The sequence below is a fragment of the Roseomonas gilardii genome (assembly GCF_001941945.1).
GTDB lineage: Bacteria > Pseudomonadota > Alphaproteobacteria > Acetobacterales > Acetobacteraceae > Roseomonas.
In genome coordinates, this window is record NZ_CP015583.1 from 703,329 (window position 1) to 717,129 (window position 13,801).

Below are 13,801 nucleotides of genomic sequence, written 5' to 3' on the forward strand. Positions count from 1 at the left end.
TCGCGCCTCCTTCCGGCCCGCACCACCATCGCGCCACTCTCGCCGGAGCGCGGGTGGCGCCCGGCGTCAGCTCGTCGTCTGGATCATCTCCCGCACCACCGGATAGATCTCGTTCGCCCAGCGGCGGCCGTTGAAGACGCCGTAATGGCCGACGCCGGTCTGCAGGTGGTGGCGCTTCATCGTGACGGGGATGCCGCTGCACAGGTCCAGCGCCGCCATGGTCTGGCCGATGCCGCAGATGTCGTCGTTCTCGCCCTCCACGGTCAGCAGCGCGGTGCGGCGGATCGCATCCGGCCGCACCCGCTCGCCGCGCCAGTGCATGGTGCCGCGCGGCAACTCGTTCTCCTGGAAGGCGGAGCGGACGGTCTGGAGGTAGAATTCGGCGGTGAGGTCCATCACCGCGAAATACTCCCCGTAGAAGCGCTTGTGCGCTTCCGAGGCGGCCAGGGCGCCGGCGGCGATGTTCTCGTACTGCGTGGCGAAGGCGCGGCCATGCCGGTGCAGGTTCATCGACATGAAGGCGCTGAGCTGGGTCACGCCGGGATAGACGCGGCGCCCATGCCCGGCGAAGCGCCAGGGCACGGTGTCGATCAGCTCCCGCTCGAACCACTCGATGGGCTTCGACTGTGCGAGGCGGTTCACCTCGGTCGGGTTCAGCCGCGTGTCGATCGGCCCGGCCATCAGCGTCATGGAGCGCGGCTGGTGCCGGTTGCGGGTCTGCGCCATGACCGAGACGGCGGCCAGCACCGGCACCGCCGGCTGGCAGACGGCGAGGACATGGGTGGGCGCACGTTCCTCGCCGCCCATCTCCTCCAGGAAGCGGATGATGTGCCCGATGCAGTCGTCGAGGTCGAAGCGACCAGCCTCGGCCGGCACGTCGCGGGCATTGGCCCAGTCGGTGATATAGACGTCGTGGTCCTGCAGCAGCACCTGCACCGTGCCGCGCAGCAGGGTGGCGAAATGCCCCGACATCGGCGCCACCACCAGCACGCGCGGCTGCGGCAGGTCGCTGTCCTTGCGGAAGTGCAGGAGGCGGCCGAAGGGGGTGGCGAAGACCTCCTCCTCCCCGATTTCGGCCAGGGCATTGCCCATGCGGACGGGGGCGAGGTTGAAGGCCGGCCGCTTGTGGGTGACGCGGAGCTCGGACAGGACCTCCAGCGCCGCCGAGGCCCGGCGGAGCAGGGCGGCCCCCGGCTGCAACGGATGCAGCGGCCGCAGCAGCGGCGCCAGCCCGTGGGCGAAACCCTGCCAGGGAGCCAGAAGGTCGGTCCCGGATTGGTAAAGCGCGTAGTTCATGGGTCCGATCGGTCTCCGCGCAGGACCATGGGCCGGATCGGGACGTGTCGTGCCCGTCGGCCGGGTTTGCTGCGACGCAACATATAGCGTGCCACGGCGAAGGCCCAAGGCGAAATGCATCCGGCCCGGCCAGGGGAGCCGGCCATGCCGGCCCCGGACCGGCGATGCGGGTGCCGGCGGGCCGGCGGGTGGGCAGGACCGCCCGATGCCGGAAGCGCGCGATTCCCTGGCGGGACCGAAGCGCCTAAGCTGCCTCCTGTCGGATTCAGGGCCGGAGGCCAGGTGCCATGGCGGATGCCAGATTGCTGATCAGCAGTCGCAACTATTCCTCCTGGTCGCTGCGTGGCTGGCTACTCTGCCGCCTGACGGGGCTGGAGGTCGAGGTTTCCGTTGCGGCGGCGGACGATCCGGCGGCCCGGGCGGAGCTGCTGATGCGCTCCTCCTCCATTCTGCTGCCCTGCCTGATCCATGGGGAGGTCACGGTCTGGGACACGCTGGCCATCGCCGAATACCTGAACGAGACCTTCCCCAAAGCCGGCCTCCTGCCCGATGACCGGGCGGCGCGGGCGCGCAGCCGCTCGATCTCGGGGGAGATGCATTCCGGCTTCTCGGCGCTGCGTTCCTCGCTGCCGATGAACCTGCGGACACATGTGCCGGATTTCACGCTCTGGTCGGGGCCGAAGGCCGATATCGAGCGCATCCTGACGATCTGGAACGAGTGCCTGGGCAAATGGGGTGGGCCGTGGCTCTTCGGCGACAGGCCCGGCATCGCCGATGCCATGTACGCGCCGGTGGTGACGCGCTTCCTGACCTATGGCGTCCGCCTGGATGGCGCCGCGGCCCGCTATGCCGACACCATCATGTCCTGGCCCGACATGGCCGAATGGGTCGAGGCGGCGAAGGTCGAGCCGGAGCATGTCACGGAGCTGGACTTGGAGGCCGAGTTCTGAACCCGGCTCCAGCGAGAGAAAACGGGTTCAGGCCCCGGCGGCATCCATCCTGGCCAGCAGGGCCCGCACCCGGTCCGGCGGCAGAGAGGCCTCGACCGGCCGGGACCCGTTGAGCCGGAAGCGCAGCGGCTGGTTCGCCGCCGCCGCCGCGCGCAGCTCCATCTCCGGAAAGAAGCTCGCCACGGTTTCCGTGTAGAGGCAGTCCCGCCCCGAAGGCCCCTGGCCGCAGCGCAGCGTGTGGTCGATCTCCCGGATCGGGGCGGGGACGTGGTTGGCCATGCTGATGCTCACGAAGCGCTGCCGGCCCGGCCCGGCATAGGTCACCTCGATCGTGGCGCGGAAGATCCTCTCCCGCGCATCCTGCCGCGCCCGCCCGGCGCCCAGCGCGGTCAGGACGCGGGGCAGGGGCGGGCCGTCCGGGTATTCCTCGATCCTCGGGGTGACGCTGTAGACCAGGAAGGGCTGGTCCGGCTCGTCCTTGACCTGGACCGAGACCGGCTCCTGCGGCGGCAGGGGCTGGCCCGCCACGATCGGGGGCTGCGGCGTGGCACAGGCGGCCAGCAGCAGGGCGAGGCCCAGCGGCAAGAGGAACGGAGAAAGGTGGTCACGGGCCATCCGGTCTCAATGGCACCGGCGCGGGGCCCGCGGCAAGGCAGAGCGCGACCGGCGGACCACGGCAGGGCCGGCCGCCTTTCCGGCGAAGGGGGGCCGGGGCCGGCGGCGCCCCGATCCCCTGGACGCCGGGCCGCGCCCGCGCGACAGAGGGGCGGGACAGCCGAGGGAGACAGCGGGATGAGGGCCTATCTGGCCGGGCCGGACGTGTTCCTGCCGAAGGCGCGCGAGCATGCGCGCCGCAAGACCGGGATCTGCGCCCGCTATGGCATCACCGGGCGCCCGCCGCTGAACGAGGATGCGGAGGGGCTGGCGGCGGAGACCACCTGGCTCGGCATCTATCGCAAGGATGTGGCGATGATGGAGGAATGCGACATCGTGATCGCGAACCTCACGCCTTTCCGCGGTCCCTCCGCCGATTCGGGCACGCTGGTGGAGATCGGCTGGTTCCTCGGGCGTGGCAAGCCGATCTTCGGCTATTCCAACAGCGCCAGCCTCTTCGAGACGCGCAGCCGGGCGCAGGTGGCGGCGGTGCCGGACCCGCTGGAGGGCATCACCATCGAAGGATTCGGGGCGCCCGACAACCTGATGATCCCCGGCGCGGTGCTGGATGGCGGCGGGCTGCCCATGGTGCTGCCGCCGGATGGGCGGGACCGGGCCTTCGACGCGCTGGATGTGTTCGAACTCTGCGTGGCCCAGGCGGCGGTGAAGCTGGGCCTGCGGGGAGAATAGGCCCCAAGGGGCGCGCGGAGAGGCGGGGTTCACGGGTGGACCCTCGCCTCGCGCCGACAGGGCGGCGTCGCGCTCCTGTCCTGGCCTAATGGTCGCGGCCGCGACCGGTCTTGGCCTGCAGCGCGTCGATCCGCTTGGAGGCCTCCGCCTTGCTGAGCGACGGGTCGAACTCCTCGCCGGCCTCCTCGCTCAGCGTCTTCAGATAGCTGGCCTGGGCGCCGGTCATCGCCTCGTCGCCGGTGGTCCAGTTGTCCGGGTCCTTCACCGTGTTGGAGCCGGGATCGGGATCGGTCTTGGGATTCTCCGTCACGTCCTGGGTCGCCTTCTGGGCGGATTCGGCGTGCTGGCCGTGCTTCTGGGCCATGGATCTGGCATCCTCGTGTTGATCGTTCTCCAAACGTTCGCATCCGGCCGGGGTTTCGCGGTGCCTTCCCCGGCCGGAGCGGAAGACCAGGGAAGAGCCCATGAGCAGCTCCGTGGATGCCGAGACAGGGAATCAGGGCGCGGCCGGGCCGCTGGCCGGCCGCCGTGTCGTGGTGCCGGAAACGCGCGAGCTGGAAACCATGGCCCGGATGCTGGAGCGCCAGGGGGCCACGGTGCTGCGCTGCCCGCTGGTCGCCATCCTCGACCTGGAGGACCCGGCGCCCGCCGAGGCCTGGCTGCGGCGCTTCATCGACACGCCGCCGGACGACCTGATCCTGCTGACCGGGGAGGGGCTGTCGCGCCTGATGGGCGTGGCGGAACGGGCCGGGCTGGCGGAGGGCTTCCGCGCCGCGCTGTCCGGGGCGCGCCGCATCGTGCGCGGGCCCAAGCCGACGGCCCGGCTGCGGAGCCTGGGCCTGGGGCCCGACATCTCCGCGGCCACGCCGACCACGGCCGGGGTGATCGCCGCGCTGGAACCCCTGCCGCTGGAAGGGCGGCGCGTGGCGGTGCAGCTCTATCCCGACAATCCCAACGAGGCGCTGCTGGGCTTCCTGCGCGATCGCGGCGCCCGGCCCGATCCGGTGGTGCCCTATGCCTATGCCTCGAAGGAGGATGACGGACGGGTGCTGGCGGTGATCCGCGAGATGGCGGAGGGGGCGGTGGACCTGATCGCCTTCACCTCCTCTCCCCAGGTGCGGCGCCTGCGCGAGGTGGCGAAGGCCAGCGGCGAGGAAGCGCTGCTGGCCGAAGCCCTGGCCCGCACCCGCATCGCCGCCGTGGGACCGCTGGTGGCGCGGGCGGTGGAGGAGGCGGGCGGCCATGTCGCCATGCAGCCGGGCGAGAACTTCCACCTCAAGCCGATGGTGGGCGAGATCGTCGCGGCGATCGGCTGATCCGGCCGCGACGCCTCCGCCCACCGGGGGGGATGCTCCTGTGCCGTCAGGGGATCAGGCAGTCGGCGCGGAGCTGCGCGAAGAGATCGAAGAAGGCCTCGTCCGTCGGCTGATAGGCAGTGAAGCCCAGGCGCCGGCTCTTGCTCATGTCCGTCACCACCTCGATCGGGCGGCCGAGATCGGCATCGGTGTGCCAGGGGGAAGCGAGGCGGCGCAGATCGGCCTCCGCCAGCCCGTGCCGCGCGGCGATGGCGCGCCAGGCCTCGTCGTCGCCCGCCATCTGCCGCTCCAGCGGCTGCGGCGTGCCGTCGAACGGGGCGGGTTCCAGGCCGAACCAATTGGCGATCCGCCCCCACATCCAGCTCCAGCGGAAGATGTCGCCATCGACCACGTTGAAGGCCTCGTCGCGCGCCGCCGGGGTGGTGGCGGCCCAGAGCAGGTGCCGGGCCAGCAGCCGCGCATCCGTCATGTCGGTCAGCCCGTTCCACTGCGCGGCGGAACCGGGGAAGCGGAAGGGGCGCCCCAGCTCCCGGCACAGCGTGGCATAGGCGGCCAGGGTGGTGCCCATGTTCATCGCGTTGCCGACCGCCTTGCCGATCACCGTGTGCGGGCGATGGACGCTCCAGGAGAAGCCGTCGCGCGCGGCGGCGGCGAAGAGCTCGTCCTCCTGCGCGTAGTAGAAGTTCTCCACCTCCAGGCGCGGCTGGTCCTCGCGGAAGGGGGTCTGCGGCAGCACGCCCTTCCCGTAGGTCTCGAAGGGGCCGAGATAGTGCTTCAGCCCCGTGACCAGCGCGACATGCCGCACCCCGCCGCCCGGCCGCAACGCGTCGAGCAGGTTCCGCACCATGGCGGCGTTGACCCGGATATTGGCCGCCTCGCTGTCCTGGCGGAGCCAGGTGGCGATGAACACCGCCTCGGGCCGCAGCTCCGCCAGGGCCGCGGCGGTGCCGGCGGCGTCCTGCAGGTCGGCGCTGACCGGCTGTACGCCCGGCTGCGCCGGAGGGCGGCGGGCGAGGCCATGCACCGTCCATCCTTCCGCCGCCAGATGCGCTGCCGTCGCACCGCCGACGATGCCGCCCGCCCCCACCACCAGTGCCGTCTTCGTCATGGGCCTGCTCTCGCCTCCGCTGTTCGGGGGCGAAACTGGGCAGGGAGAGCGGGATGTTCTAGACGGCACCGGTTGGGGACATAGGCACCAGGAGGTGACCACCGATGCGGCCCGGTACGCCGGAGGAAGCCTGGGGCGAGGACTGCGCGCCGCGACGCGTGCTGGAACTCTTCGCGACCAAGTGGACCAGCATGATCCTGCACACGCTCCATGCCCTCCATGGCGGCGAGGCGCGGACCGGCGTTCTGCAGCGCAGCCTGCCCGGCATCTCCAAGAAGATGCTGACCCAGACGCTGCGCGAGATGGAGGCGAGCGGCCTGGTCTCCCGCCATGTCCAGGGCACCGTGCCGCCGGCGGTGGAATACCGGCTGACGGCGCTGGGGCGGCGCTTCGTGGAGCCGGTCGAGCTGCTCTACGACTGGGGGCGCCGCAATGCCGACGCGCTCGACAGTCTCGCGCCGAGGGCGACCTCGCGGCGCGGCTAGGACGTGCGCCCGGAGGAAGGGATTTGCGCGGCCGGCGGGAGGCGGTTCAATGCCGCGCATGAGCCAGACCGCCAGCCGCCTCGACCGAGTCCTCGACAGCCTGCCCGCCCGCTATCCCGGCCCCGGCGGCGCCGTGGCGGTGCTGCGCGAGGGCCAGGTGGTGGCGAGCCGCTGCTGGGGCTGGGCGGATGCCGGGCGGCGGCTGCCCTTCACCGGGCGGACGCCCTTCCTGGTCTGCTCCATCACCAAGCAGTTCACCTGCGCCCTGCTGCTCGATCTCTTCCCCGATCCCACGGTCCTGGATGACGAAATCCGCCGGCTGATGCCGGATCTGGCGGGCGAGGCGCCCGGCATCCTCGACCTTTGCCACAACCAGTCGGGGCTGCGGGACTACTGGGCGGAGGCGATGCTCTGCGGTGCGCCGGTCGAAGGGCATTTCGGGCCGGAGGAGGCGCGCTGGCTGATCGGGCGGACGCGCACGCTGCATTTCCGGCCCGGCACGCGCTTCTCCTACGTCAACCAGAACTTCCGCCTCCTCTCGGAGATCATCGAGCGCCGCACCGGCCAGGATTTCGCGACGCTGCTGCGCGAACGCATCCTCGACCGCGCGGAGATGCCGGACGCGGCGCTGAACCCGGACACCTCGGCGGTGCGGGACGGCACGATCGGCTATGAGGGCTCGCTGGCGGGCGGCTTCCGTGCGGCGGAGAACCATATCCACTGGACGGGCGATGCCGGCCTCGCCGCCTCGCTGGAGGACATGATCGCCTGGGAGCGCTTCATCGACGCGGCCCGGGACGAGGTGGCGGGGCTCTACAACCGGCTTTCCGCGCCGGTCGCCTTCCGGGACGGCAGTCCCGCCACCTATGGCTTCGGCCTGGGGCGGGGCCGGCTGCTGGGGCGCGAGGTCACCGCCCATGGCGGCGGTCTGCGCGGCTGGCGGAGCTTCCGGGCGCATGCCGCGGCGGAACGCGTTTCCGTCGTGGTGCTGTTCAACCACATGGCCGATCCCCGCGCCGCCGCGGCGGAGCTTTTCGGCGCGCTGCTGGACCTGCCGGCCGATCCGGCGCCGCCGCCCACCGATGCGACCCTGGCCGGCTGCTACCTGGAGCCCGAGACCGGGCTGGCGACGCGGGTGGAGGCGATAGCGGATGGACGCCTGCGGCTGGGCTTCTCGGGCGGGACGGAAATCCTCTCGGCCTGCGCGGAAGGCGGTGCCGCCGGCGGCGCGAGCCGCCTGTTCCGGGATGAGGGGGCCGTCATCCTGGAGCGGGCCGGCGACAATCTCCGGACCAGGCTGGAGCCGCGCGACGGCGAGCCCGGCCCGGGCTTCGAGGGGCGCTTCCGCTGCGAGGAACTGGAAGCGGAGCTGACCGTCGCCGCTTCGGGGGGCGCGCTTTACGGCGCCTTTTCCGGACGGCTGGGGGAGGGGATGATGCAGCCCCTGCTGCCCTTCGCCTCGGACATGTTGCTGCTGCCCTGCCCCCGCGCGCTGGACTTCGCCCCGCCCGGCGACTGGACCCTGCGTGCCCTGCGCGATGCCGGCGGCGGGGTCGAGGAGATCCGCGTCGGCTGCTGGCTGGCGCGCGACCTGCCGTTCCGGCGGATCGCGGCGGCATAGGCCCCGCCGCTTCCCGCGCCGGGGCGGATCGGCGGGCATACAAGGGCGGCGCCCGGGCGTTGTGTTTCCGGAGGAGGGGCATGGCGCCCCCGGACAGCGGAGAGGCCCGATGAGCGATGCGCGGAAGCCAGGAGACAGCGGCGCCGAGGACCCCACCAAGGCCAAGGGGCCCAGCCACACGCCCGAAGGGGCGCCGACCGACAAGGCCCACGAGGAGGCCGGCGACGGGACGCTGGCCGGCTCCACCCCGGCCGGGCTGACGCTGGAACAGCTGCGGGAACAGGCCCGCAGCGACAAGACAGATGACGGCGGCACCGGCTGAAGGCCGGCATCCTATCCTTGCGCCGTCGCGGCGGCCCTGTGCTACTCCACGACGGCCTGCGCCGCCTGGCGTACGGCCTCGAAGAGACGGTGGGCCCGGCGTGCATCGGCCAGGGCGCGGTGCTCCGGCGGGCCGAGCGCCTCGTCCGCCTGCCGCGCCTCGCCCACGATCCGCCGGACCTGTTCGGCGCGCTTCTCCTCCGCGAGGCCGGCCTCGCGGAGGATGCGGTCGGCCTCGGCCATCTCGGCGGCATCGGTGTCGCCCAGCCGCAGCGCATGGCGCGGCAGGCCGCCCGCCCGGAGCAGGCGGCTGAGCCACTGCCCGTCCCAGGACGGGGCGCTGGCCAGGATCTCCTGCCCCGACAGGACCTCCATCATGCGCGCTGCGACCGTCTCGGGCGTCTCCCCTTCCGCCTCCAGCCGCGCACGCGGGAGATGATGGATCGCCTCGGCCTCGGCCGACCAGACCGTCCAGTCCGGGGCCGGGCGGATCAGGTGCGCTTCCTCCGTGCCGTCTTCCAGCACCCAGCCGACCTCGACCGGAAAGCCGCCCTTCTCCAGGGAGGATGCCTCGAAATCCAGGAATGCCTTCATGCCGCCTCCTTCCGTGCCGGCCTTCCGGAGCGGGTGGAAGGCATCCCTTTAACGGCCGCGAGGGTGGCGGGGTGCAGCCGTGCCGCCATCCGCCACCGTCTTGTCGGCGATGGCGGTAGCCCGGCAGGCGGGATAGGCCGCCGCCCAGGCCGTAAAGGGGCATCAACAGCGCGCGAGACCGGGCAGCGGCCGGTGCGGGGTTCCGTTGAGTTGGGGTGGCCCCGGCCCTCCTGGGCGGGGTGCGCCTGCCGGGCCGGGAACGGTCCGGGCAGAACCATGCCGCGAGGAACGGTCCGCCCCCTTGAGCCCCACACTTCCGCCCCAGACTCCCGATGGAACCCGTCCCTACCAGCCGATCGAGCACTATGCGCTGATCGGCAACTGCCACGGCGCCGCGCTGGTGGCGCGGGATGGCGCGATCGACTGGTGCTGCCTGGAACGCTTCGACGCACCGCCGGTCTTCTCACGGCTGCTGGACCGGAGGCGCGGTGGCTTCTTCGAGCTCTGCCCGGAGGAGGAGTTCGAGGTCAGCCGGTCCTATCTGCCGCAGACCAACATCCTGGAGACCACCTTCGCCACGGCGTCCGGCATGGCCCGGCTGATCGACCTGATGCTGCCGCCCCAGGGAGAGGGGGAAGGGCCGCCGGGGCCGGAGCTGGTGCGCATCCTGAGCGGCGTGTCCGGCCGTCTGCGCTTCCGCCTCTGCTTCCGGCCGCTGCCCGGCTTCGCCACGGCGTTTCCGCCCCTGCGGGTGGAAGGGCACCGGGCCATGGCCGAGGGATGCCCCAGCCTGCTGTCCGACGAGCCGCTCGTGCTGGAGGATGGGGGCGCGGTGGCCCGCTTCACCCTGGCCGGCGGCGGCCATGCCGCCTTCCGTCTGTTCCGGGCCGGCGCCGCGACGGGGGAGGACCGGGTGGATGTCTATGACCGGCTGGAACAGGCGCGGCAGGGATGGATCTCCTGGTCCGGCACCCGCAGCTACCACGGTCCGCTGCAGGACGACCTCGTGCGCAGCGCGCTGGTGCTGAAGGCGCTGACCTACGAACCCAGCGGCGCCCTGGTGGCCGCGCCCACCACATCCCTGCCGGAGGAGATCGGCGGCATCCGCAACTGGGACTACCGCTTCTGCTGGCTGCGCGATTCCTGCCTCGCCTTCTATGCGCTGAAGAAGTTCGGGCATGTGGAGGAATCCGAGCGCTTTTTCGGCTTCGTCCGGAAGCTCTCCATGCGCGACGATGGCGGGCTGCGGCCGCTCTACGCCATCGACGGCCGCGGCGAGGGGCTGGAGGAGCACGAGATCGCGCATTTCGAGGGCTGGTGCGGCAGCGCGCCGGTGCGCGCGGGAAACGGCGCCGCGGACCAGCACCAGGCCGACGTCTACGGACAGCTCCTGGATCTCGTCCATCTGCGGACACGGCTGGGCGGGGAACTGGACGAGGAGGCCTGTGGGCAGATCGCCCGTGTGGCGGACTACGTGACCGGGGTCTGGCGCGAGCCCGACAACGGCCTCTGGGAACCGCGCCTGCCGCCGACGCGCTACCTGCACGCGGTGCTGATGAACTGGGTGGCGCTGGACCGCGCCATCCACCTGCTCGGCGAGAGGGAGGAATGGCGCGCGGCGCGGGATGCCATCGTGGCGGAGGTGAACGGGCCCGGCGTGCATCCGCATGGCGGCTACCTGACCCAGAGCTTCGGCAGCGATGCCGTGGACGCGTCGGTGCTGCTGGCGCCGATGCTGGGCTTTCCCGTGGACGAGGCGGTGTTCAACCGCACCGTGGACGAGATCATCCGGCAGCTCGGCCATGGCGCCCTGGTCTACCGCTACAGGACGGAGGACGGGCTGCCCGGGCATGAGGGCACCTTCCTGCTCTGCGCCTTCTGGCTGGTCGATGCCCTGGCCTGGCTGGGGCGGGAGGAGGAGGCGCGGCAGCGTTTCGACGCGCTGCGCGCCCTCGCCAACGATGTCGGCCTGTTTCCCGAGGAGATCGCCGAGGATGGCACCTTCCTCGGCAATTTCCCGCAGGCCTTCAGCCATCTCGGCTTCCTGCACAGCGCCATGGTGCTGGACCTGCTGCGCCATGGCGGGCGCGACGCCGTGCGCGGCACCTATGCCGACCGGACCCTGCGGGAAACGCCGAGCCGCCGGGTGGTCCGGCTGCGATAGCCCCCGGGGGCCGCGTCCCATGCCGTTGCGCGGAAGGGTGCTTCCGGCGCGCGGCCTTCGCGACCCAGGATCAGAGCTGGCTTTCCACCGGCAGCCAGCGCACGAGCTGGGCCAGGAGACGGCGGCGCCAGCTCGCATCCGGCTCCTTGTGCTGGACGCGGCGGCGGCCATCCGGCCTCTCGTCGATCCAGACCATCAGGCCGCGCCGCAGGCCGAGATGGTAGCTGCGCTGGGGCGAGGACAGGCGGCGGAACTCCCGCCGCAGCCGCTCCGCCAGATCGGCGTTGCGGACGAAAGCGCCCATCTCCGTGTTCAGGTTGGCCGAGCGCGGATCGAGGTTGAAGGAACCGACGAAGAGCTGCTCGCGGTCCAGCACGAAGGCCTTGGTGTGCAGGCTGGCGCCCTTGGAGCCCAGCACGCCGGCATCCTCCCGCCCGCTGCGCTTCAGCTCGTAGATCTCCAGACCCTCCTTGAGCAGCCTGCGGCGATAGCGGGAATAGCCGCCATGCACCGCCACGACATCGGTGGCGGCCAGGGAATTGGTGATCACCCGGACCCGGACGCCCCGCCGCAGCATGCCCGTCAGCGCCTCGGCCCCGGCCTCGCCCGGCACGAAATAGGGGGAGATCAGCAGCGCCTCGCGCTCCGTGCCGCGCAGCGCCGCATCGATGGCGGTGACCAGGCGGCCCGGCACCTCCTCGCCGGTCGCCTTGTCGGGCGGGTCGGCGGCGACCTCGACATCCTGGGTTGGTAGCAGGCTGGCATAGCCATGCAGGATGTCGCGCTCCAGCGAGGCGCGGACGCGTTCGAGATAGGGCTGCGCCTCGGCGGAACGGGCATCCGCGTCGAGGCGGCGCCGCAGCGCGTCCAGGCTTTCCGGCGTGTCGCAGCACTGGCCGCGGCGGGCCAGGCGGTGGTTCCAGTAGCGCTCGAACTGCGCCAGCGCCTGCTGGGAAGCGCCGCCGGCCACGGCGATGTCCAGGTCGCGGAAGTTGAAGCTGCCCGAGGCATCGAAGTACTCGTCGCCGATGTTGCGGCCGCCCAGGATCGCCAGCCGCCCGTCGGCGATCCAGGACTTGTTGTGCATGCGGTGGTTGAGCTGCCCGCGGCTGAGCAGCAGTTCCAGGCCGAAGCCGAACTTGCCCAGGAAGCGCCAGCGATGGGCGTTGAAGATCCGCACCTCGATGCCCGGATGATCCGCCCCCAGCCGGCAGAGCAGCGGGGCGGCGGACTGGTCGTCCAGCACGCAGCTGTCGTCCAGCAGCAGGCGGACGCTCACGCCCCGGTCGGCGGCGTGCAGGATCTCCCGTGCCAGGAGGCGGCCGGTGATGCCGTCGTGCCAGGCATAGTATTGCAGGTCCAGGCTGCGGGTGGCGGCGCGGGCACTGGCGGCGCGCAGGCCGAAGGCTTCCAGCCCGTTGGCCACCAGCGTCGTGCCGGTGTCGGCGCCGATCCGACGCAGCGCCTCGTCCACCGCCTGGTCCAGCGTCGGCCGTGCCGCGCGCCAGCGCGGCAGGAGGCGCCTGTGCGGCCGCCGGAGGAGGGTCTTGGCGGTTTCCATGGCCAGGGTCAGCCCACGCCGGCGAGCCGGGGCGCGGCGTCCTCGGCGGCACCATCCAGCAGGTCGAGGCGCAGCAGGGCCTTCAGCGGCAGATGGTCGGAGGCGACGCGGGAAAGGGGGGTGTCATGCGCCTCCACCGAATGCACCAAGCCGTTCGGCCAGCCCAGGATGCGGTCCAGCGAGAGCACTGGCATCCGGGTCGGGAAGCTGGCCGGCCCCTCGTTCATGGGGCCGAAGAAAGGTTCCAGCGATCGCAGCGCCGAGCGCCGGCCGGGCCGCCATTCGTTCAGGTCTCCCATCATGAGGGTGGGCATGGGCGCCCCCTCCGTGATGTTGCGCAGGATGGCAGCGCCCTGGCGCATGCGGCAGTTGCGGAGGAGGCCGAAATGGGCAGCCACCACGCGCAGCCGGCCCACCGGCAGGTCCAGCTCCGCGATCACCGCGCCGCGCGGCTCCGCCCCTGGCAGGGCAAGGCGGTGCAGGCGCAGCGGCGTGCCCTCCCGCAGCAGGATGGCGTTGCCGTGCCAGCCATGCCCGTCCGGCAGGTCGGAGACCTGCAGCAGGTGCAGCCCGCTTTCCTGCCGCAGCGTGGCGGCATCCAGCAGCCCGTAGCGGCGGCCGAAGCGGCGGTCCGCCTCCTGGATCGCCACGAGGTCGGCATCCATCTCCCCGATCACCGCCGCGATGCGCTGCGGATCGAAGCGGCCGTCCCGGCCCACGCATTTGTGCACGTTGTAGGACGCGACGCGGAGGGTCAGCCCGTCCGGCGCCTCCCCTGGATGGGGATGGTGCACTGCCCGGGCGCCCCGCCGGGCATCGCGGATGCGGCGCAGGAGACGGCGGGCCGCGTGGCTGTCCGAGGGGAGCTTCATGACCGTGGGGACAGGGAAAGGGTGGGGGCCGGGGAGGGAGGGCGCGGTCCTGCGGGCGCAGGGCAGGGGGCCAGGTCCGGCCGGTGCCACGAGGCTGAGAGCATGGCTTTTACATGTGCCACCCGGCCCCCGCCCGCAAGCCGGAAGGTCGCCTCATGCCGCTGCGGGC

Annotated in this window: 14 protein-coding genes; 7 read left to right on the top strand and 7 right to left on the bottom strand. The window is 72.0% G+C overall.

Annotated elements, in window-relative coordinates:
• Positions 1 to 66 precede the first annotated feature (66 nt).
• Positions 67 to 1,296 (bottom strand): polyhydroxyalkanoate depolymerase, encoded by a 1,230-nt coding sequence (locus RGI145_RS03050; protein ID WP_075797185.1) that lies wholly within the window; start codon positions 1,294 to 1,296, stop codon positions 67 to 69.
• A gap of 302 nt (positions 1,297 to 1,598) precedes the next feature.
• Between RGI145_RS03050 and RGI145_RS03055 the strand changes: the two genes are divergently transcribed.
• Positions 1,599 to 2,246, top strand: coding sequence for a glutathione S-transferase (locus tag RGI145_RS03055; RefSeq protein ID WP_237183188.1), 648 nt, complete (start codon positions 1,599 to 1,601; stop codon positions 2,244 to 2,246).
• Between the two features lie 27 nt (positions 2,247 to 2,273).
• On the opposite strand, the gene RGI145_RS03060 is transcribed toward RGI145_RS03055, so the two are convergent.
• On the bottom strand, positions 2,274 to 2,861 hold the full coding sequence (locus RGI145_RS03060) for a hypothetical protein (RefSeq protein WP_156878412.1): 588 nt from the start codon (positions 2,859 to 2,861) through the stop codon (positions 2,274 to 2,276).
• Between the two features lie 177 nt (positions 2,862 to 3,038).
• On the opposite strand from RGI145_RS03060, the gene RGI145_RS03065 reads away from it, so the two are divergent.
• Positions 3,039 to 3,590, top strand: coding sequence for a nucleoside 2-deoxyribosyltransferase (locus RGI145_RS03065; protein WP_075797188.1), 552 nt, complete (start codon positions 3,039 to 3,041; stop codon positions 3,588 to 3,590).
• Between the two features lie 85 nt (positions 3,591 to 3,675).
• Here RGI145_RS03065 and RGI145_RS03070 read toward each other — a convergent pair whose 3' ends face one another.
• Positions 3,676 to 3,954: a DUF3072 domain-containing protein gene (locus RGI145_RS03070; protein WP_075797189.1), complete on the bottom strand. Its 279-nt coding sequence runs from the start codon at positions 3,952 to 3,954 to the stop codon at positions 3,676 to 3,678.
• Positions 3,955 to 4,054: 100 nt separating this feature from the next.
• Between RGI145_RS03070 and RGI145_RS03075 the strand changes: the two genes are divergently transcribed.
• Positions 4,055 to 4,906 carry a uroporphyrinogen-III synthase gene (locus RGI145_RS03075; protein ID WP_075797190.1) on the top strand — a complete coding sequence of 284 codons (852 nt, stop codon included), beginning with the start codon at positions 4,055 to 4,057 and terminating at the stop codon, positions 4,904 to 4,906.
• 46 nt (positions 4,907 to 4,952) lie between these two features.
• Here the strand turns inward: RGI145_RS03075 and RGI145_RS03080 are convergent, their stop codons facing one another.
• The gene (locus RGI145_RS03080; protein ID WP_075797191.1) at positions 4,953 to 6,014 is read right to left on the bottom strand and encodes an SDR family oxidoreductase; all 1,062 of its coding nucleotides are present in this window, start codon (positions 6,012 to 6,014) and stop codon (positions 4,953 to 4,955) included.
• Between the two features lie 104 nt (positions 6,015 to 6,118).
• Here RGI145_RS03080 and RGI145_RS03085 point away from each other — a divergent pair, with 104 nt between their 5' ends.
• From RGI145_RS03085 to RGI145_RS03095, 3 genes are all read left to right on the top strand, one after another.
• Positions 6,119 to 6,499: a winged helix-turn-helix transcriptional regulator gene (locus tag RGI145_RS03085; RefSeq protein ID WP_075797192.1), complete on the top strand. Its 381-nt coding sequence runs from the start codon at positions 6,119 to 6,121 to the stop codon at positions 6,497 to 6,499.
• A 58-nt stretch (positions 6,500 to 6,557) separates the two neighbouring features.
• Entirely contained in the window at positions 6,558 to 8,120 is a 1,563-nt protein-coding gene (locus RGI145_RS03090; protein WP_075799786.1) for a D-aminopeptidase, read from the top strand.
• Positions 8,121 to 8,229: 109 nt separating this feature from the next.
• Entirely contained in the window at positions 8,230 to 8,442 is a 213-nt protein-coding gene (locus RGI145_RS03095) for a hypothetical protein (RefSeq protein ID WP_027282600.1), read from the top strand.
• A gap of 41 nt (positions 8,443 to 8,483) precedes the next feature.
• Here RGI145_RS03095 and RGI145_RS03100 read toward each other — a convergent pair whose 3' ends face one another.
• The gene (locus tag RGI145_RS03100) at positions 8,484 to 9,035 is read right to left on the bottom strand and encodes a 3'-5' exonuclease (protein WP_075797193.1); all 552 of its coding nucleotides are present in this window, start codon (positions 9,033 to 9,035) and stop codon (positions 8,484 to 8,486) included.
• Between the two features lie 301 nt (positions 9,036 to 9,336).
• On the opposite strand from RGI145_RS03100, the gene RGI145_RS03105 reads away from it, so the two are divergent.
• The gene (locus RGI145_RS03105) at positions 9,337 to 11,199 is read left to right on the top strand and encodes a glycoside hydrolase family 15 protein (RefSeq protein WP_075797194.1); all 1,863 of its coding nucleotides are present in this window, start codon (positions 9,337 to 9,339) and stop codon (positions 11,197 to 11,199) included.
• A gap of 70 nt (positions 11,200 to 11,269) precedes the next feature.
• Here the strand turns inward: RGI145_RS03105 and RGI145_RS03110 are convergent, their stop codons facing one another.
• Together RGI145_RS03110 and RGI145_RS03115 are read right to left on the bottom strand one after the other, a co-directional pair.
• Positions 11,270 to 12,760, bottom strand: coding sequence for a phospholipase D family protein (locus RGI145_RS03110; RefSeq protein WP_075797195.1), 1,491 nt, complete (start codon positions 12,758 to 12,760; stop codon positions 11,270 to 11,272).
• An 8-nt stretch (positions 12,761 to 12,768) separates the two neighbouring features.
• Complete coding sequence (locus tag RGI145_RS03115) at positions 12,769 to 13,632, bottom strand: endonuclease/exonuclease/phosphatase family protein (protein WP_075797196.1); 864 nt, start codon at positions 13,630 to 13,632, stop codon at positions 12,769 to 12,771.
• Positions 13,633 to 13,801: the final 169 nt, after the last annotated feature.

Coding starts and splice junctions, on each gene's coding strand:
- RGI145_RS03050 (WP_075797185.1), bottom strand. CDS start 1,296: ATGAACTACGCGCTTTACCAATCCGGGACCGACCTTCTGGCTCCCTGG.
- RGI145_RS03060 (WP_156878412.1), bottom strand. CDS start 2,861: ATGGCCCGTGACCACCTTTCTCCGTTCCTCTTGCCGCTGGGCCTCGCC.
- RGI145_RS03095 (WP_027282600.1), top strand. CDS start 8,230: ATGAGCGATGCGCGGAAGCCAGGAGACAGCGGCGCCGAGGACCCCACC.
- RGI145_RS03070 (WP_075797189.1), bottom strand. CDS start 3,954: ATGGCCCAGAAGCACGGCCAGCACGCCGAATCCGCCCAGAAGGCGACC.
- RGI145_RS03090 (WP_075799786.1), top strand. CDS start 6,558: ATGAGCCAGACCGCCAGCCGCCTCGACCGAGTCCTCGACAGCCTGCCC.
- RGI145_RS03080 (WP_075797191.1), bottom strand. CDS start 6,014: ATGACGAAGACGGCACTGGTGGTGGGGGCGGGCGGCATCGTCGGCGGT.
- RGI145_RS03075 (WP_075797190.1), top strand. CDS start 4,055: ATGAGCAGCTCCGTGGATGCCGAGACAGGGAATCAGGGCGCGGCCGGG.
- RGI145_RS03100 (WP_075797193.1), bottom strand. CDS start 9,035: ATGAAGGCATTCCTGGATTTCGAGGCATCCTCCCTGGAGAAGGGCGGC.
- RGI145_RS03085 (WP_075797192.1), top strand. CDS start 6,119: ATGCGGCCCGGTACGCCGGAGGAAGCCTGGGGCGAGGACTGCGCGCCG.
- RGI145_RS03115 (WP_075797196.1), bottom strand. CDS start 13,632: ATGAAGCTCCCCTCGGACAGCCACGCGGCCCGCCGTCTCCTGCGCCGC.
- RGI145_RS03110 (WP_075797195.1), bottom strand. CDS start 12,760: ATGGAAACCGCCAAGACCCTCCTCCGGCGGCCGCACAGGCGCCTCCTG.
- RGI145_RS03065 (WP_075797188.1), top strand. CDS start 3,039: ATGAGGGCCTATCTGGCCGGGCCGGACGTGTTCCTGCCGAAGGCGCGC.